At 64.0% G+C, this 17,665-nt stretch carries 17 protein-coding genes and 1 riboswitch; of the genes, 16 read left to right on the plus strand and 1 reads right to left on the minus strand.

Annotated elements, in window-relative coordinates; all coding sequences use genetic code 11:
- The first annotated feature begins 10 nt into the window (after window positions 1-10).
- The 11 genes from ACFT1A_RS10920 (at window position 11) to ACFT1A_RS10970 (ending at window position 11,681) form a co-directional block, all read left to right on the plus strand.
- A complete protein-coding gene (locus tag ACFT1A_RS10920; RefSeq protein ID WP_378447012.1) occupies window positions 11-1,120 on the plus strand; it encodes an FAD-dependent oxidoreductase in 1,110 nt (369 codons plus the stop codon).
- A gap of 8 nt (window positions 1,121-1,128) precedes the next feature.
- Entirely contained in the window at window positions 1,129-1,719 is a 591-nt protein-coding gene (locus ACFT1A_RS10925) for a GNAT family N-acetyltransferase (protein WP_378447013.1), read from the plus strand.
- 17 nt (window positions 1,720-1,736) lie between these two features.
- A riboswitch (SAM riboswitch) is annotated at window positions 1,737-1,831 on the plus strand.
- A gap of 8 nt (window positions 1,832-1,839) precedes the next feature.
- A complete protein-coding gene (locus ACFT1A_RS10930; RefSeq protein WP_310504006.1) occupies window positions 1,840-1,929 on the plus strand; it encodes a putative leader peptide in 90 nt (29 codons plus the stop codon).
- 148 nt (window positions 1,930-2,077) lie between these two features.
- The gene (locus ACFT1A_RS10935; RefSeq protein WP_378447014.1) at window positions 2,078-3,718 is read left to right on the plus strand and encodes an ABC transporter substrate-binding protein; all 1,641 of its coding nucleotides are present in this window, start codon (window positions 2,078-2,080) and stop codon (window positions 3,716-3,718) included.
- A gap of 2 nt (window positions 3,719-3,720) precedes the next feature.
- A complete protein-coding gene (locus ACFT1A_RS10940) occupies window positions 3,721-4,719 on the plus strand; it encodes an ABC transporter permease (protein ID WP_378447015.1) in 999 nt (332 codons plus the stop codon).
- Window positions 4,712-5,602, plus strand: coding sequence for an ABC transporter permease (locus ACFT1A_RS10945; protein WP_378447016.1), 891 nt, complete (start codon window positions 4,712-4,714; stop codon window positions 5,600-5,602). The genes ACFT1A_RS10940 and ACFT1A_RS10945 overlap by 8 nt, the downstream gene beginning before the upstream one ends.
- On the plus strand, window positions 5,599-7,221 hold the full coding sequence (locus ACFT1A_RS10950) for a dipeptide ABC transporter ATP-binding protein (RefSeq protein ID WP_378447017.1): 1,623 nt from the start codon (window positions 5,599-5,601) through the stop codon (window positions 7,219-7,221). The genes ACFT1A_RS10945 and ACFT1A_RS10950 overlap by 4 nt, the downstream gene beginning before the upstream one ends.
- Window positions 7,208-8,326, plus strand: coding sequence for an LLM class flavin-dependent oxidoreductase (locus tag ACFT1A_RS10955; protein WP_378447018.1), 1,119 nt, complete (start codon window positions 7,208-7,210; stop codon window positions 8,324-8,326). The genes ACFT1A_RS10950 and ACFT1A_RS10955 overlap by 14 nt, the downstream gene beginning before the upstream one ends.
- A gap of 24 nt (window positions 8,327-8,350) precedes the next feature.
- Entirely contained in the window at window positions 8,351-9,721 is a 1,371-nt protein-coding gene (locus tag ACFT1A_RS10960) for an NtaA/DmoA family FMN-dependent monooxygenase (RefSeq protein ID WP_378447019.1), read from the plus strand.
- Window positions 9,718-10,542, plus strand: a complete 825-nt coding sequence (locus ACFT1A_RS10965; RefSeq protein WP_378447020.1) for a DUF1684 domain-containing protein — start codon at window positions 9,718-9,720, stop codon at window positions 10,540-10,542. The genes ACFT1A_RS10960 and ACFT1A_RS10965 overlap by 4 nt, the downstream gene beginning before the upstream one ends.
- Window positions 10,539-11,681 carry an LLM class flavin-dependent oxidoreductase gene (locus ACFT1A_RS10970; RefSeq protein ID WP_378447021.1) on the plus strand — a complete coding sequence of 381 codons (1,143 nt, stop codon included), beginning with the start codon at window positions 10,539-10,541 and terminating at the stop codon, window positions 11,679-11,681. The genes ACFT1A_RS10965 and ACFT1A_RS10970 overlap by 4 nt, the downstream gene beginning before the upstream one ends.
- A 41-nt stretch (window positions 11,682-11,722) precedes the next feature.
- Here the strand turns inward: ACFT1A_RS10970 and ACFT1A_RS10975 are convergent, their stop codons facing one another.
- Complete coding sequence (locus tag ACFT1A_RS10975) at window positions 11,723-12,664, minus strand: alpha/beta hydrolase family protein (RefSeq protein ID WP_317552595.1); 942 nt, start codon at window positions 12,662-12,664, stop codon at window positions 11,723-11,725.
- 115 nt (window positions 12,665-12,779) lie between these two features.
- Between ACFT1A_RS10975 and ACFT1A_RS10980 the strand changes: the two genes are divergently transcribed.
- The 5 genes from ACFT1A_RS10980 to pta all read left to right on the plus strand — a co-directional run bounded on the left by ACFT1A_RS10980 (window position 12,780) and on the right by pta (window position 17,665).
- Window positions 12,780-13,514, plus strand: a complete 735-nt coding sequence (locus ACFT1A_RS10980) for a hypothetical protein (RefSeq protein ID WP_378447022.1) — start codon at window positions 12,780-12,782, stop codon at window positions 13,512-13,514.
- Window positions 13,514-13,987 carry an RDD family protein gene (locus ACFT1A_RS10985; protein ID WP_378447023.1) on the plus strand — a complete coding sequence of 158 codons (474 nt, stop codon included), beginning with the start codon at window positions 13,514-13,516 and terminating at the stop codon, window positions 13,985-13,987. The genes ACFT1A_RS10980 and ACFT1A_RS10985 overlap by 1 nt, the downstream gene beginning before the upstream one ends.
- Entirely contained in the window at window positions 13,984-14,331 is a 348-nt protein-coding gene (locus tag ACFT1A_RS10990) for a YidH family protein (RefSeq protein ID WP_230816265.1), read from the plus strand. Before ACFT1A_RS10985 ends, ACFT1A_RS10990 begins: the two co-directional genes overlap by 4 nt.
- 95 nt (window positions 14,332-14,426) lie before the next feature.
- Window positions 14,427-15,440, plus strand: coding sequence for a glucose-6-phosphate dehydrogenase (coenzyme-F420) (fgd, locus tag ACFT1A_RS10995; RefSeq protein ID WP_003944371.1), 1,014 nt, complete (start codon window positions 14,427-14,429; stop codon window positions 15,438-15,440).
- Between the two features lie 146 nt (window positions 15,441-15,586).
- Window positions 15,587-17,665: a phosphate acetyltransferase gene (gene pta, locus ACFT1A_RS11000; RefSeq protein WP_317552592.1), complete on the plus strand. Its 2,079-nt coding sequence runs from the start codon at window positions 15,587-15,589 to the stop codon at window positions 17,663-17,665.

A 17,665-nucleotide genomic window follows, 5' to 3' on the forward strand; every position in this document is an offset into this window, starting at 1 on the left:
GCTCTCGTCCATGAGTGAGATTCTCGATGTGATCGTCATCGGCGGAGGACTCGTCGGGTCCTCCGCCGCATGGCGGCTCGCGGCGCGCGGACGTAGCGTCGTACAGCTGGAACAGTTCGGGCCGGGGCACAAGCACGGTGCGTCGCACGGTACTTCGCGTATCTACCGGCAGGCCTACGACAATCACCTGTACACAGGGTTGGCGGCCGACGCGCTACCACTGTGGCGGGAGTTGGAGACCACGACGGACATCGGGTTCCTGGAACTGACCGGTGCCGTCGATCACGGCCTGCCGCAAGCAGTGCAGTCCAAGGCGCAGATATTGGTCGAGGCGGGCATCAAGGGTGAGATCCTCACTCCCGCCGAGGCGTCCGCCCGCTGGCCGGGGCTGCGATTCGACACCACGGTGCTCCATCACCCCGATGCAGGCCGGTTGCACGCGGATCGCGCCGTGACCGCGCTGAAGGCGGGAGCGGTCTTCGCTGGTGCCGAGGTCCGTCACGACGTTCGGGTACTGGCACTCGCGCGAGCGTCGTACGGCGTGGACGTGGTGACGGACAGTGGAACGCTCGCGGCTCGTCAGGTCGTGATCGGTGCTGGTGCGTGGACTGCGAACCTGATCGTAGACAGCGGACTCGGTTCCGAGATCGTGCTCCCGACGCTGCGCACGACGCAGGAGCAACCGGCCCACTTCGCACCGCTCGATCCGGGAGTCGAGTGGCCGAGTTTCGTTCACCACACCGGCGCAGAATTGGAGACCGCGGGGATCTACGGGCTCGGTTCCGAGGACGGTATCAAGATCGGCGAGCACGCGACCGGGCCGGTCGTGACTCCGCAGACCCGCGACTACACCCCTGATGTCGACGGAGAGCAACGATTGGTGGAGTACGCCGAGTCGTGGTTGCCCGGCGTCGATTCCACCCAGGTCGAGTCGATCACGTGCCTGTACACGAGCACACCGGACAGTAACTTCGTCATCGACCGAGTCGGCGCCGTCACGGTCGCGGCGGGATTCTCGGGTCATGGATTCAAATTCGGTCCGGCCCTGGGTGAACTGGTATCGGACCTCGTCGACGGAACCACTCTCGCTCCGGAAGCTTTTCGGCTGGGGGAGCGTTGACCAGATTCATGGAGGAAAGTGTTGTGGCACTGGAGCTCGGGACTCGGCAGCTCGAGGGTATCGGCGCGGTAGAGGTCTACGCGGTATCGCAGGACGATCCCTTGGCAGCTCCACTGATCGCGGAGTTGGCGCTCGAATACAGTTCGCGCTACGGCGGAACTCGCGAAGCGATGCTCGAGGATCTCACGACGTATCCGGCAGAAGAATTTGCCTACCCGCAGGGAGCGCTTCTGGTGCTCACCCACGACGGCCTACCGATCGCCGGTGGTGCGTTTCGTCAATTCGATTCCACCACTGCCGAACTGAAGAGAATCTGGACATCGGTCGACTATCGGAAGCGCGGCCTCGGCAAGGTCGTCGTTCGCGAGTTGGAACGAGAGATCGAGCTACGCGGATACAACCGGGTGTTCCTCACGACGGGTCCTCGGCAACCCGAGGCGCTCGCGCTGTATCTGTCCAGTGGATACACACCGCTCTACGACGCGTCACTTTCACCCGAAGAAGTGGGCGTCCACCCGTTCGAAAAACAACTTCGGGTGCTCGAAAATGTGACCCGAGCAGCAATTCCTACCGACCGGGTTGACAACACCCGGGTTTGACCTCGTACACTTGCGAACGACCATCCAGAGCGACCGAGAGACCTGGCTCATTGAAGTCGCAGCAACCCCCCGAGTGATCGGGTGCGGGTGCTACCGCCAGGACCGATGGAGGAACACGAAATGAAGGCAGTCGAAGGCGGTTTCGATACCGCCTGGTCGCGTCGTCACGTAGACCTGTGCCGCACCGCGGGATCTTTCTGTACCAACTGACCTCGGTCAGTCATTCACACTCAGGCGAGTCGTCGACAAGTCTGTTTTCTCTTCTCTGCACAAGTGATTCGTGCTCGGTCGCCTTCTCGGAGCTTCTTGCTTCACAGCGACGGGTGCGCTCTTCGGCATGCCTCTTTAGGAGTTCTTGGTGTCTTCGCCCTCATTCGGTGCCCGCAAACGCGCGACCGTAATCGCCGGTATCGGTGCTGTCTCGGTTCTGGGAACCGTCCTCGCCGGCTGCAGCAGCAACGGAAGTGACAGCGGTGCCGACGCGGGTCCCGCGCAGTCCGGCGGAACCCTTCGCTACGGCCTCTCGCAGGCGCCGACGTGCGCCGATCCGGCCCAGGCGGGTAGCAACCAGACCGTGTATGTCACTCGTACCGTGGTGGATTCGCTGACCGATCAAAATCCCGACTCCGGAGAGATCACCCCGTGGCTCGCCAAGAGTTGGGAGATCAGCCCCGACGCCGCGAGCTTCACGTTCGTCCTTCGCGACGATGCCACTTTCAGTGACGGCACACCGGTGACGGCGGATTCGGTGAAGAAGACCTTCGACTCGGTCAAGAACCTCGGACCGAACGCGTCGTTGGCGAAGAGCTACCTGTCCTCTTACACGGGTACTGACGTCGTCGATGCACACACGGCGAAGATCAATTTCTCCGGACCCAATGTTCAGTTCCTGCAGGCAACTTCGACGCCGCAGCTCGGAATCCTCGCCGATTCCACTACCGCACTCGCATCCGAGCAGCGCTGCCCCGGTGCAGCGGTGATCGCCTCCGGCCCGTTCGTCTACACCGACTGGCAGCAGGACAAGAGCGTCAAGATCGCCAAGCGCGCGGGATACAACTGGGCGTCGGACGCGGTCGCGCATCAAGGCGAGGCCTACCTCGACGGCGTCGACTTCACCGTGGTCCCCGAATCCGGTGTGCGCGCGGGCAGCGTGGCTTCCGGCCAGCTCGATGCGGTCAGCGATGCGCTCCCACAGGACGCACCGCAGATCGAGGGCGCCGGTGGACGCATCCTCACCCGGCCGAACCCGGGTGTGAGCTTCTTCTTCCAGCCCAACGTCAGTCGTGGAGTTCTCGCTGATCAGGCTGTGCGCCAGGCCATCATTCCGGCGATCAACCGGCAAGAGCTCGTCGACACCGTTCTTGATCCGTCGTTCTTCCCGGCAACGAGTCCGTTGGCTCACACCACTCCGCTCTACAGCGACGAATCCAGTGTCGTGACGTACGACGCCGACAAGTCGGCGAAGCTTCTCGACGCAGCCGGTTGGAAGGCCGGAAGCGACGGTATCCGCGAGAAGGACGGGCAGAAGCTCACTTTCAGCGTCACGTTCAGCCCGGTGTTCTCGGGTAATCAGGCCATCCTCGAGCTCGTTCAGCAGCAGCTCAAGAAGGTCGGCGTCGACCTGCAGCTCAATCTGGTCTCGAACGGTGAATGGACCGAGAAGGGGGTGTCGGGTGATTACGATTCGCTGTACTACAACAGCACTCGGGCCGACGCCGACATCCTGCGGGCGTCGTTCAGCACCGAGGGCCGCAACCTCAACCGTCGCGGCGCAGATCCGGAGCTCGACAAGGTTCTCACCGAGCAGCTTGCAGCCACCGACAACGGGCAGCGCGGCGAACTGGTATCCACCGCACAGGAATTGATCCTCGACCGTGGGCTCTCCATCCCCACCATCGAGCTCTCGCAGGCAATCGGCGCCGGGTCGAGTGTTCAGGATCTGAACTTCGAAGCCTCGTCACGCCTGCAGTTCTACGACGCATGGTTGTCGGGTAAGTAATCATGACTCGATACGTACTCACCCGACTGGGCCAGGCCGCGGTTGTCCTGTGGGCCGCCTTCACCATCTCGTTCGTGATTCTGTTCCTCCTGCCGAGTGATCCGGTCAGCATGGCTGCGGACTCGTCCGGGCAGGGCGTTGCAGTGGATCAGGCTGCGCTCGATCAGCTTCGGGCACGATACGGCTTGGACCAGTCGGTGTGGGTGCAGTACTGGACGTCGCTGACCAACGCTCTTCGCGGCGATTTCGGTACGTCGATCTCCACCGGCCAGTCGGTGACGGATGCCATCTTCTCGGCGCTGCCCAGCACTCTGGTACTGGCAACCACGGCTTTGGTTCTGGCCGTGCTGTTCGGAGTGGCGATCGCGTTCTTCGCTACCTACACCCGCAGGCGGTGGCTGGCGAACCTGTTGTTCTCGCTGCCGCCGCTGGGTGTGGCAGTGCCGACCTTCTGGGTGGGTCTGATCCTCCTGCAACTCTTCTCGTTCCGTCTGCACATCTTCCCGGCATTCGGGGACAAGGGATTCGCAACGGTAATTCTCCCCGCGATCACCCTGGCGATCCCGACCGGCGCCGTTATCGCGCAGGTCCTCACGACCAGCCTGCAGTCGACGCTGCGTTCGCCGCACGTGGAGACTGCATATGCCAAGGGCGCCAGCCGTTGGCGCGTGCAGACCCGTCACGCGCTGCGACTGGCGAGCATTCCGGCATTCACCATCGCCGGTGTACTGGTCGGAACTTTGCTGGCTGGTTCGGTGGTCGTGGAAACGGTGTTCTCCCGCGCAGGCGTCGGCCGTCTGACCCAGACGTCGGTGATGGCGCAGGACATCCCGGTGGTGCAGGGAGTCGTTGTGTTCGCCTCCCTGGTCTTCGTGCTCGTCAACCTCGCGGTCGACCTCTTCTACCCCCTGATCGATCCACGAATCATTCAGGCGAAGAAGACACATGCCGAAAACTCGAATACCGAAAGCTCGACCGATCTGGAGCCGGCCCATGTCTGACACATTGATCGAACCCTTACTTCTCGATCCGCGCGTCGAGGCCAAGGCGCCAGTCGTTTCGCGCCGAAGGTCGACTGCCATCGGCTTGATCCGTAAGCCCGGTCTGGTCATTCCGGTGCTGATCGTGCTGCTTGCCATCGGCTTTGCCGTCGCGCCTGGGGTCTTCGCCAGCGGTGATCCGTTGTCCGGCGTCCCGGCGGACAAATTGCAGGGACCGAGCTTGGCTCACTGGTTCGGAACCGACAACCTCGGGCGTGACCTGTACACACGCTTCGTGCACGGCGCCGCGCTGTCCCTGACCGCGACTTTGGTGGCGGTGGGAATCGCGTTGGTAGCAGGATCGATCATCGGTCTGCTCGCGGGCTTTGTCGGCGGAGTCGTCGACGCCGTTCTGATGCGCATCGTCGATGTCCTGCTGTCCATTCCCGCGCTGCTGCTCTCGTTGGCATTGGTGACCGCCCTCGGCTTCGGCACCATCAACGTCGCCATCGCGGTCGGCGTCAGTATGGTCGCCAATTTTGCGCGAGTGATGCGTGCCGAAGTGATGCGGGTGCGCGGCGCTCAGTACGTCGAGGCCGCGTTCAGTTCGGGCGTGCAGTGGCTCGGTGTCCTACGTCGGCACGTGCTGCCCAACTCGTACGCGCCCGTGGTCGCGCTGTCCGCAGTCGAGTTCGGGCAGGCAGTTCTTGCGGTGTCGGCACTGAGCTTCTTGGGATTCGGCGCGGTTCCGCCTACCCCGGAATGGGGATCGCTGGTATCCGAGGGGCGCAACTTCCTCGCCAATGCCTGGTGGATGACAACACTTCCCGGTCTCGCGATTGTCGCCGTGGTCATCTCGGCGCACCGTATCGGCCACGAGATCGAAAGGAGCAACCGGCGATGAGTACGAATGAGGAACAGTTGCTTTCCGTTACCGACCTGCAGATCTCCTATGGCAGCGAGCCCGCGGTATCCGGTGTGAGTTTCACCGTCGGCCGCGGCGAAGTGGTCGCGGTGGTGGGGGAGTCGGGTTCGGGAAAGTCGACAACGGCCCACGCGATACTGGGCCTGCTCGCCGGTAGCGGCCACGTCACGGGCGGAAGCGTCGAGTTCGAAGGCGACAGAATCGATTCGTACTCCGACCGCGCGTGGCAGCGAATCCGCGGCGCTCGTATCGGACTGGTGCCGCAGGATCCGACGACCTCGCTCAACCCGGTAACCCGGATCGGCGACCAGGTTGCAGAAGTCCTGCGGATCCACGGTCTCGCCGACCGGCGCACAGCGCGGTTGGATGCCGTCGCCGTGCTCGAGCGTGCGGGTATCGACCGCCCGGAAATCCGGGCACGCCAGTACCCACACGAGCTGTCCGGCGGTATGCGGCAACGAGTTCTGATCGGTATCGCTCTTGTGGCGAACCCGGCCCTCATCATCGCCGACGAGCCGACCAGTGCTCTGGACGTCACGGTTCAACGACGCATTCTCGACCACCTCGACGAACGAATCGCCGAATCCGGTGCCGCCGTGCTCCTGATCACGCACGACCTGGGTGTGGCCGCAGACCGCGCGGACCGGATCCTGGTCATGCACGGCGGCAGGATCGTCGAATCCGGCCGTACCGCAGATATTCTGGGAGACCCGCGAGACGAGTACACGAAGAAGCTGCTGAGCTCTGCGCCGAGCCTGTCCTCGGGGCCGGCCGATCGCCCGGTCCGTCAGGACACCAGCCCGCTGCTGACCCTGACGGGGATCACCAAGCGTTTCAACGTCGGCCGCGGGAGTTCGATCACCGCGGTGAACGACGTATCGCTGACTGTTCCGAAGGGGCAGACGGTATCGCTGGTCGGGGAGTCAGGCTCCGGCAAATCGACCACCGCGAGGATTGCCGTGCGATTGGAGCAGGCGGACGCCGGCACCATCACCTTCGACGGACAGGACATCACGAAGGTCAAGGGCAGCGACCTGCGCGAGCTGCGTCGAAAGATTCAGCTCGTGTATCAGAACCCTTACGCGTCACTCGACCCGAAATTGTCCGTCCAAGACATCGTGGCAGAGCCGCTGCGGGCCTTCAAGGTTGGAGGACGCAGCCAGCAGCAGAGCCGTGCCGCCGAGCTGCTCGATCAGGTTGCACTTCCCGAGCAGTTCCTGAGCCGCAAGCCGGCCGAACTCTCGGGCGGCCAGCGTCAGCGGGTGGCGATCGCTCGCGCGCTCGCTCTGAAGCCGGATCTACTCGTTCTCGACGAGCCGGTATCCGCTCTCGACGTCTCGGTTCAAGCGCAGATCCTGGCACTACTCGACGATTTGCAGCGAGAACTGGGCCTGACCTATCTCTTCATCTCCCACGATCTGGCGGTAGTCCGCCAGATCAGCGACGTAGTCGGCGTCATGCAAGCTGGGCGATTGCTCGAAATCGGCACTACCGCCGAAATTTTCGACAATCCCCGAAACGAGTACACACGCACACTTCTCGACGCGATCCCCGGGCGGGATCATTCGACAGGAAAGGCCGAACATGTCCGAGCGTAGTTCCGGAGCATTCCTGGTCGGCCTCGAATTCGAGGGCACCGGAGCTCATCCGTACTCCTGGCGACGCGAGGATTCACGCGCCGAAGATCTGTTCACGCCGTCGTATTGGGTGGACCTGGTGACTGCCGCGGATCAGGGTGGGGTGGATCTGGCGTTCCTCCCTGATTCATTCGGGCTCCAATCCGAGGGTCAGCACGCTGTGCGGGGCAGGTTGGAGGCCGTGGCAACTGCGGCGAGGCTGAGTGCTGTGACCTCGCGCATCGGCCTGATCCCCACTGCGACAGTCACGCACACCGAACCGTTCCACATCTCCAAGGCCGTCGCGAGCATCGACTACTCCTCCGCTGGGCGGGCCGGCTGGCAGGTCGCGGTGTCCGACACCACCGAGCAGGCGGCGTTGTTCGGCCGAAAGGCAGTGCAGGGTCCGGAGTCTGCGTGGGAGGAAGCGGTCGAGGCGGTCGAGGTGGTCAGTCGGCTGTGGGACAGCTGGGAGGACGACGCCGAGATACGTGATGCTGAGAGCGGGCGTTTCATCGATCGCGACAAGCTGCACTACATCGATTTCGAGGGAAAGAACTTTTCCGTCAAGGGCCCGTCCATCACGCCACGCTCGCCACAGGGCCAGCCGCTGATCGCCGTCGACGCGAGTCGACCTGAGGCCCGCGAACTCGTCGTTGCGCGCGGAGATCTGATTCGGATTTCGGCAACTGACCTCGCCGAGGCCAAAGCTACGGCCAAGCTGGTCCACACGAGTGCGGCTGCCCTCGGGCGCAGCGTCAGAGTGCTCCTCGATGTCGACGTGCTTCTCGGAGCCGATCGCGGTGCCGCCGACGACGCTTTGGCGGAACTCGAGGAATGGGCGGGAGCGCCGTATGCCCCGCACTCGCTGTTCTATCGCGGTGACAGCGCGGGTTTGACTGCGCTGCTGCGTGAGATCGGTGGGCTCGCCGGGATCGACGGTGTGGTTCTGCGTCCACTGGCGCTGGCCGCCGCCGTGGACAAGATCGCGACGGACGTAGTGCCAACTCTCAATCCGCGACCGAGTACCGCCCCGACGCTGCGCGAGCGGTTGGGCTTCGAGTTGCCCGTCAATCAGTTCGCGTAGCGCGAGTAGAGAACAGGAACACCGATGACACAGAACAGGATTCGCAAGCAAGTTCATCTGGGCGCTCACTTTCCCGGCGTGAACAACACCACGGTGTGGACCGATCCGGCGTCCAAGAGTCAGATCGAGTTCAGCTCGTTCGAGCATCTCGCACGCAGTGCCGAACGCGGATTGTTCGACTTCTTCTTCCTCGCAGAGGGTTTGCGCCTACGCGAGCATCAGGGCAAAATTCACGACCTCGACGTGGTCGGTCGCCCGGACACCTTCAGTATTCTCAACGCGGTTGCCGGTGTGACAACGCATCTCGGCCTGGCCGGGACGATCAACACCACGTTCAACGAACCGTACGAGTTGGCCAAGCAGTTCTCGACGCTCGATCATCTCTCCGACGGCCGCGCCGCCTGGAACCTGGTCACCTCCTCGGACGCCTTCACCGGCGAGAACTTCCGCCGCGGTGGCTATCTGGAGCATTCTGAGCGGTATGCACGCGCCAACGAGTTGGTCGACGCAGTACGGACGCTGTGGGACAGTTGGAGCGTCGACCGTCCGATCGTCGACCGTGAGCGCGGTGTTTTCGCCACCGACCAGCAGGTCGGTCAGTTCCAGCACTCCGGTAAGCAGTTCGACATCGCCGGACGCTTCGAAGTTCCACGGAGTCCGCAGGGGCACCCAGTTCTGTTGCAGGCCGGTGACTCCGACGAAGGACGCGAGTTCGGCGCGGCCAAGGCCGATGCCATCTTCACCGGGCACGGAACGCTCGAAGCGGGCAAGGCCTTCTACGCCGACGTGAAGGGGCGCTTGGCCAAGTACGGACGTACGCACGCAGACCTCAAGATTCTCCCCGCCGCCACCTTTGTCCTCGGTGACAACGCAGCGGACGCACAGGAGAAGGCGTATCACATCCGGCGGCAGCAGGTCGGACCCCAGACTGCCATCGCTTTTCTCGAACAGGTGTGGGGCAGAGACCTTTCGCAGTACGACGCCGACGGCCCGTTGCCGAAGGAAGATCCGTCGGACGACGTCAACATCACTCGCGGACGCGTCCGTCACGTCAAGGATCCGCGAGCAGTCGCCGATCAGTGGCGAGCGAAGGCAGAGGCCGAAAACCTCAGCATCCGTGAACTCATCATCGACGTGACTGCCCGCCAACAGTTCGTGGGCAGTGCCGCCGAGGTGGCTGCCGAGATCGACAGCTACGTCCAGGGCGACGCGAGCGACGGCTTCATCCTCGTTCCCCACCTCACCCCCGCGGGACTCGACGAGTTCATCGACACCGTCGTACCAGAACTGCAGGACCGCGGCAGTTTCCGGACCGAGTACTCAGGAACCACCCTGCGCAGCCATCTCGGGCTGCGCCACCCGCACGAGCAGGCTGAAGGAGTCCGCGCATCATGACCGTTACCGACACGTCCACCAGCACCTTCACCGGCGATTGGAATGCCTGGCACGCCTCGCGCGACGCCACCTTCAGCGAACCACTCGGCTGGCTGAGCCTGACTGCGTTGCATTGGCTGGTGGACACCGATTCCACCTTCGGAGACCTTCCTGGTGCATGGCGCGCCGACGCGAATGCCGTAGTCGTCACCGCGACGCCCGCAGACGATCTCTCGATCGACGGTGTCGCAGTCGACGGTTCAGCCATCCTGAATCCGATCGAAGGTGCGCCGGGTCTGATCGTCAAGCAGGGCGCGCGGCTGGTCGAGGTCATCCGCCGCACCGGCGAGGTGGCCCTGCGGATCCACGATTCGTCGGCCCCGGCATTGGCGCAGTTCAGTGGTATCCCGACCTTCGAGCCGAACCCGCAGTGGCGCATCGACGGTGTCTTCACAGCTTTCGAGGAGGCACGCACGGTGACGACCGGTGCGGTCGTCGAGCGCCTCGAGCATCATCACGACGCTCGCGGAACCATCAGCTTCGAACACGACGGAGAAACTCGGACTCTGATTGCGTTCGCGGGCAAGGACAACGGCTTTCACATCCTGTTCACCGACGCGACCAGCGGTGTGTCCACCTACCCGGCCGCACGCTCGCTGCACGTGAGTGCACCGGAACCCGGTGGCGCGGTAGTCCTCGATTTCAATCGGGCGTCGAACCTGCCCTGCGCCTTCACCGATTACGCGACGTGCCCCGTCGCCCCCGCCGAAAATCGTTTGCCGTTCGCGGTGGAAGCCGGAGAGAAGACACCGAATACCCGCGACGGAAGCGCACCGAGGTGAGCGCGCCGCTGTCCGTACTCGACCTCTCGCCGATCAGTGAGGGCGGCACGGCCCGCCAAGCTTTGCGGAACTCGCTGGACCTCGCTCGTTCTGCCGAAGCGTGGGGATACAAGCGTTACTGGGTCGCCGAACACCACTTCGTCGGTGTCGCCTCCTCGTCACCAGCAGTGCTTGTCGGGTTGATCGCGGCCGCCACCAACACCATTCGCGTCGGCTCGGCCGCCGTGCTGCTGGGCAACAACACGGCGGCTCAGGTGGTCGAGGCCTTCGGTACCGTCGAAGCGTTGTATCCGGGTCGTATCGATCTCGGTATCGGGCGCAGCGGACAGCGTCGGGTGGAGGCACTTCGCGCCGTCGCTGCCGGAACGCCTGCGCCGGCAGAATCGAAGCGGGGGAACGTCGTACGCGACGGCGTCGTGATCCCGGCGCACTTCGATCCAACCGGTCTTCTCACGTCACCGCGGTTGCAGGCGTCGTTCGAGGCATTGGCGTTTCCGGGCGCGCAGGCGCCCGATTTCGAGCAGCAGGTCGACGACATACGCTCGCTCCTGAACGGTACCTACAGAACCCGCGACGGCATCGAATTGCACGCCAGTCCCGGCGAGAATGCCGACGTCGAACTGTGGGTGTTCGGAAGCAGCGCGGGCCCCAGTGCCGAACTCGCCGGACGGCTCGGGTTGCCGTTCGGTGCGAATTACCATGTGGCGCCGTCGAGTACGCTCGATGCCGTCGACGCATACCGTGCGGCATTCCGGCCGTCGGCAGTTCTCTCCGAGCCGTACGTCGTCGTGTCCGCGGATGTTGTTGCCGCGGAGGACGATGCGACGGCGAGAGAGTTGGCCTCGACGTTCGGGCATTGGACGCACAGCATTCGCAGCGGGCACGGCGCCATCCCGTATCCCGATCCGGAGACGGCGCTTCCACTCTCCGATGCCGACAAAGCAGTGGTGGAGGATCGGCTGATCACGCAGTTCGTCGGTTCGCCCACCACCGTCGCCGACAGGCTCGACAGTCTGCAGAAGCTCACCGGGGCGGACGAATTGGTGATCACCGGAGTGACCTATCGACACGAGGATCGCCTGCGCTCGTACGAACTGCTCGCCAAGGAATGGGGACTGCCCGCGCTGTTGGCAGCGTGAGGTTGCCGCACTGTGCGGCGGCGAAGATCAGGGCGCGAAGCTCACGCTCCGATAGCACCGGCGATCATCGGCCACGACGCACGCATGTCAGCTTCGAAGAGCCCCCAGGTGTGGGTGCCCTCGGGGCGGAAGCTGAACGTCGCGGGTATGCCGAGCTGACCGAAACGACCCTGCAACGCGGCAGTGCACATGTTGGTGATGCCTTCGAGCACAGCGCCGGGAACGACCCCGGCAGCCATCGCCAGCGAGTTGATTCCGTCGACCGGGCCGGGAAGTCCGTTGCCGGTGGAGATGAACAGTGCTGTACCGCGCAGTTTCTCGGCGTTGATCAGCGGGTCGTGCGCGGCCCACTGCGGGCTACCCCACGGCCCCCACATGTTGCCCGCGTTTCCGCCGCCGAGTATCTCGACCATCGAACGCACCGCTGCCTGACCGAGCGGGTCGCCGGCGCGCGGGCAGCCGCTGTACGAGCCGACGGCGCGGTAGGTGCCGGGCGACTGGATCGCGAGGTCCAGGACCGGTCCACCGGCCATCGACACACCACCGAGCGCGTTGACGCCGGTCGTGTTGTACCGAGCGTTGACTGCAGCCGGTAGTTCCTTGGTGAGGTATGTCTGCCATTTGTTGCGCCCGAGCACCGGATCGTCGGCGTTCCAGTCGGTGTACATGCTGAACTTGCCGCCGACCGGCATGACCACGTTGACGTGCTTGTCGTTGAAGAAGTCACGAACTCCGGTGTTGTTGAACCACGAGATCCCGTCCTCACCGCCGCCGACGCCCGTCAACAGATAGAACGTCGGGGCAGCGCCGCCGCCGGCCGGGGAAATCACGTCGTTGGCGATCCAACGGTCCATCGAGGGGGAGTAGACGTCGATGCGACTGACCACGGAATCCGCGCTCGCAGTCGGCGCACTGAGGCCGAGAAAGCCGGCAGCCATGGCCACCGCCATCGTCAGTCGAACCGTGAAACGACGTGTCTTCATATTTCCCCCCAGGCGCAAGCCGGACAGCGTATTTGTGCCTTCCAACAGTGGCACAATGCGAAGAAGAGTGACGAATGTCCGGGTAACAGTCCGATAAGAAGATGGAGACAATTGCGTGGGATCGCAGTCGCACCACCCCGAATCCGACGTGATTCGGCTGGCCTTCGGGCTCGCCGCGATCACGGCCGGTGCGGCGCGCAGAACCGCTGGTCTCGCCCTTGATTCGGTGCAGCGGATCCCCGTAGTCGGTGGCACTCTCGACGACGCGATCACCCAGGTCACCACCCGTGGCACCGAAGCGATTCGTTCGACCGCGGAGTTCGCCGACTCCACCTTGCGGACGGTGATCAAAGCTGTCGTCGATGCTGCTCTGGCCGAAGTCGACATCACGAAAATCGTCGTAGACCACGTGGACATCGACAGGATCGCCGAGAACATCGACGTGGACAAGATTGCCGAGCGGGTCTCGCTCGAACCGATCATCGACCGCGTCGACGTGGACGAGATCGCAAGTCGCCTCGACGTCAAAGCGGTGATCGATCGCCTCGACCTCGACGGGATAGTCGACACGGTCGACCTCGAACGCCAGGTCAACCGCATCGACCTCGTCAAGATCGCCGACCAGGTCATCGAGGGCGTCGACCTCCCGCAGATAATTCGTGAATCGACCGGCTCACTCTCCACGGAAGCCGTGCACGGAGCGCGGGTGCAGGGCATGCAGGCGGACGACGCCGTCGCGGGATTCGTCGGGCGACTGTTCGGCCGCGACAACGCACCGTCACCAGAAAAGCCGTCACCAGAAAAACCGTCACCCGAGGCCGATCCGAATACGAACGCAGGCGAACGCTAGTGGCCCAGGAGAGTTCCGGCCCGGCCGGCATCGTCACCCGTGGTCTCGCCGGATTGATCGACCTGGGCGTCGTCCTACTCCTGATGGGTTCCGTGTACGTAGGCTTCGCCTTCGTCCGACTGCTCTTCTCACCGCAGAGTTTCACGTTCTCCGAACCAGGAATCTTTCTGTCCACGACGGCATTTCTCGGTGTCTCGGTGGCTTATCTGACTGCCTGCTGGGCGACCACCGGTCGAACCGTCGGCTCCCTCGTGATGGGGCTCCGCGTGATCACGTCCGGGCATCGCCTCGTGCGCTGGCCGTTGGCGTTGGTCCGCGCGGTGCTCTGCGTACTCTTCGCCTTCGGATTGTTGTGGTCGGCGGTCGATCGACGACGACGATCGCTGCAGGACATCGTTCTACGCACCGAGGTCGTCTACGACTGGCGTCAGGACCCGGATCTGGTTGCACCGCACGGAGGCGAGCACGCATGAGCGAACCCAATCGCCCGGACGAACGCTTCACTCTCGCCAGTGAGCGCACCTTTCTCGCCTGGATGCGTAGCTCACTTGCCTTGCTGGCGGGCGGCATCGCCGTCGTCCAGTTGGTGCCGGAGTGGAGCACAGGGTGGGTCCGCACGGCGCTCGGTCTGATCTTGATCGCACTCTCGGCGGCAGCAGCCTTGGTAGGTATGCGACGCTGGCTACAGGTGAAGAAGGCGCTCGAGGACGGAGCCGCGATGCCGGAACCGCACGCACTGTGGCTGTTTGCCCTGGCGTTGGCGGGGGTTGCCGTCGCAGCCGGTATCGCGACAGTGGTCACCAGCCTTGCTCGCTGAGATACGCAGAGAAGTCCGTGCGGTGTCTGGATAGTCTGCAAAGAACGAGAAGCATGTCAGAGAAGTAAACGAAACAGACGACAAGGGAGTGCACGGTGGCGCAGGAACTCAAGCTCGGATACAAGGCTTCGGCTGAGCAATTCGGCCCTCGCGAACTGGTAGAGCTGGCAGTTCTGGCCGAGCAGCACGGCATGGATTCCGTTGCGGTGAGCGATCATTTCCAGCCATGGCGCCACAACGGTGGACACGCACCGTTCTCGCTCGCCTGGATGACGGCCGTCGGTGAGCGCACCGAGCGTGTGCAGATCGGCACGTCCGTGATGACGCCGACGTTCCGCTACAACCCGGCAGTCATCGCTCAGGCGTTCGCGACGATGGGATGTCTCTACCCGGGCCGCATCATGCTCGGCGTCGGCAGCGGCGAGGCTCTCAACGAGATCGCGACCGGCTTCCAGGGCGAGTGGCCCGAGTTCAAGGAACGGTTCGCGCGGCTGCGTGAGTCCGTGCGGTTGATGCGTGAGCTGTGGCTCGGTGATCGCGTCGACTTCGAAGGTGAATACTTCACCACTCGCGGCGCCTCGATCTACGACGTTCCCGAGGGCGGGATACCCGTCTACATCGCGGCCGGTGGGCCGGTTGTCGCCCGGTACGCGGGACGGGCAGGCGACGGCTTCATCTGCACCTCGGGCAAGGGCATGGAGCTCTACACCGAGAAGCTGCTTCCAGCCGTTGCCGAGGGCGCAGCCAAGGCCGAGCGCGACGTCGCAGACATCGACAAGATGATCGAGATCAAGATCAGCTACGACACTGATCCGGAGGCTGCGCTCGAGAACACCCGCTTCTGGGCGCCGCTGTCCCTGACACCGGAGCAGAAGCACAGCATCGAGGATCCGATCGAAATGGAAGCTGCCGCCGACGCTCTGCCCATCGAGCAGGTGGCCAAGCGCTGGATCGTCGCTTCCGATCCCGACGACGCCGTCGAGCAGGTCAAGGCCTACGTCGACGCCGGCCTGAACCACCTGGTGTTCCACGCACCGGGCCATGATCAGCGCCGGTTCCTCGAACTGTTCGAGCGCGACCTCGCGCCGCGCCTGCGCGCTCTGGGCTGATCCTCGAGATCGACTGAACGGTGTCTGCCACTCGACGTGTGGCAGGCACCGTTCGTCTTTCTCGTAGCTGCCGGTTATCGGCACGAGCGTGAGCGTGGCCACGATCAGTGGCAAGGTGGGTGGCGGCCCACACTAGGCTGTTGGGCATGCCAGAAGCGCCCGCTGCCGTGTCGAGTGTCTACGTCGCCTCTCCTGAAGGTGACACCGGAAAATCCACCATCGCGCTGGGCGTGCTGCAGATGCTGTGCGCCACCGTCGCCCGGGTCGGTGTCTTCCGCCCGATCGCCCGCTCGACCGAGGAAACCGACTACATCCTCGAACTCCTGCTCGAGCACACCACTGCCGATCTCTCCTATGCCGACGCGCTGGGCGTCACCTACGAGCAGGTTCACGCCGACCCCGAAGCCGCGCTGGCCGACATCGTCGCGAAGTATCACACCGTCGCAGAGCAGTGCGACGCCGTCGTCATCATCGGCAGTGACTACACCGACGTCGCCAGCCCCAGCGAACTGAGCTTCAACGCCCGGATCGCCGTGAACCTCGGCGCCCCGGTCCTGTTGGCGGTACGAGGCGCTCGGCGCAGCGTCGAGGAGGTCGCTCAGCTCGCGCACCTGTGCGCTGCAGAGTTGGCCGCCAACCACGCTCATCTACTCGCCGTCGTCGCCAACCGCTGCGATCCGGACAAGCTCGACGAGGTCACCGCAGCGCTGTCCGACATCGGTGTTCCGACGTGGAGCTTGCCGGAGATTCCGCTGCTCGTCTCACCCACGATGGCCGAGTTGATGGAGGCCACCGGCGGCGAGTTGTATTCGGGTGACCCGGAACTGCTGCACCGCGAGGCACTGAAGGTGATGGTGGGCGGTATGACCGCCGAGCACATCCTCGAGCGTCTCGTCGAGGGCATGGTCGTGATCGCACCGGGCGACCGCTCGGACGTCCTGCTCGCGTTGCTCAATGCGCATGAGGCGGAGGGATTTCCGTCGCTCGCGGGCATCATCATGAACGGCGGGATCACACCGCACCCGGCCATCGCGGCGTTGATGGCCGGCCTCAAACAGCGTCTTCCCATCCTCACCACAACCCTCGGTACTTTCGACACCGCAAGCGCCGCAGCCCAAACCCGCGGACGCGTGGCCGTCGGTTCGCAGCGAAAGGTCGACACCGCGCTGAGCTTGATGGAACAGCGCGTCGACGCCGACGTCCTGATGGACCGACTGGCACTGCCGATCCCGTCGGTCGTGACCCCACAGATGTTCGAGTACAAGCTGATCGACCGCGCTCGACGCGACCGCAAGCACATCGTCCTTCCGGAGGGTGACGACGACCGGATCCTGCGCGCCGCCGGTCGACTGCTGCAACGGCAGGTTGCCGATCTGACGATCCTCGGCGACGAACCGAGTGTGCGTCGACGCGCAGCGGAACTCGGCGTGGACATCAGTGGCGCACAGGTACTCGCACCGGCGCAGTCCGAGTACACCGAGCGCTTCGCACAGGAATACACCGCGCTGCGAGCACACAAGGGCATGACCATCGAGCGGGCCCGCGAGGTGATCGCCGACATCTCGTACTTCGGAACGATGATGGTGCACTTGGGTATTGCCGACGGCATGGTCTCCGGCGCCGCCCACACCACCGCACACACGATCCGGCCCTCCTTCGAGATCATCAAGACGGCCCCCGGCGTCTCGACGGTTTCGAGCATCTTCCTGATGTGCCTGGCCGACCGCGTTCTCTCCTACGGCGACTGCGCCGTGGTTCCGGATCCGACGTCGGAGCAGTTGGCGGACATCGCGATCTCGTCGGCGCAGACGGCGTCGCAGTTCGGGATCGATCCTCGTATCGCGATGCTCTCGTACTCCACCGGCGATTCGGGTAGCGGAGCCGACGTCGACAAGGTTCGTAGCGCGACCGCTTTGGTGCGCGAGCGTCGCCCGGACCTGTTGGTGGAAGGACCCATTCAGTACGACGCCGCTGTCGAGCAGAGTGTGGCCGACAAGAAGATGCCGGATTCGTTGGTGGCGGGCAAAGCCACGGTGTTCGTGTTCCCGGATCTGAACACCGGCAACAACACGTACAAAGCAGTGCAGCGTAGCGCCGGCGCAATCGCTGTCGGCCCGGTTCTGCAGGGACTGAACAAGCCGGTCAACGACCTCTCGCGTGGTGCGTTGGTCCAGGACATCGTCAACACCGTGGCTATCACGGCAATTCAGGCACAGGGAGCGTAA

It is taken from the genome of Rhodococcus sp. NPDC057135 (assembly GCF_042670865.1).
In the GTDB taxonomy this organism is placed as follows: Bacteria; Actinomycetota; Actinomycetes; order Mycobacteriales; family Mycobacteriaceae; genus Rhodococcus_F.

What these genes read in the sequence shown, in the direction of transcription:
- ACFT1A_RS10920 (WP_378447012.1), top strand. Translation starts at nt 11, where the DNA reads ATGAGTGAGATTCTCGATGTGATCGTCATCGGCGGAGGACTCGTCGGG.
- ACFT1A_RS10925 (WP_378447013.1), top strand. Translation starts at nt 1,129, where the DNA reads ATGGAGGAAAGTGTTGTGGCACTGGAGCTCGGGACTCGGCAGCTCGAG.
- ACFT1A_RS10930 (WP_310504006.1), top strand. Translation starts at nt 1,840, where the DNA reads ATGAAGGCAGTCGAAGGCGGTTTCGATACCGCCTGGTCGCGTCGTCAC.
- ACFT1A_RS10940 (WP_378447015.1), top strand. Translation starts at nt 3,721, where the DNA reads ATGACTCGATACGTACTCACCCGACTGGGCCAGGCCGCGGTTGTCCTG.
- ACFT1A_RS10945 (WP_378447016.1), top strand. Translation starts at nt 4,712, where the DNA reads ATGTCTGACACATTGATCGAACCCTTACTTCTCGATCCGCGCGTCGAG.
- ACFT1A_RS10950 (WP_378447017.1), top strand. Translation starts at nt 5,599, where the DNA reads ATGAGTACGAATGAGGAACAGTTGCTTTCCGTTACCGACCTGCAGATC.
- ACFT1A_RS10955 (WP_378447018.1), top strand. Translation starts at nt 7,208, where the DNA reads ATGTCCGAGCGTAGTTCCGGAGCATTCCTGGTCGGCCTCGAATTCGAG.
- ACFT1A_RS10960 (WP_378447019.1), top strand. Translation starts at nt 8,351, where the DNA reads ATGACACAGAACAGGATTCGCAAGCAAGTTCATCTGGGCGCTCACTTT.
- ACFT1A_RS10965 (WP_378447020.1), top strand. Translation starts at nt 9,718, where the DNA reads ATGACCGTTACCGACACGTCCACCAGCACCTTCACCGGCGATTGGAAT.
- ACFT1A_RS10975 (WP_317552595.1), bottom strand. Translation starts at nt 12,664, where the DNA reads ATGAAGACACGTCGTTTCACGGTTCGACTGACGATGGCGGTGGCCATG.
- ACFT1A_RS10990 (WP_230816265.1), top strand. Translation starts at nt 13,984, where the DNA reads ATGAGCGAACCCAATCGCCCGGACGAACGCTTCACTCTCGCCAGTGAG.
- pta (WP_317552592.1), top strand. Translation starts at nt 15,587, where the DNA reads ATGCCAGAAGCGCCCGCTGCCGTGTCGAGTGTCTACGTCGCCTCTCCT.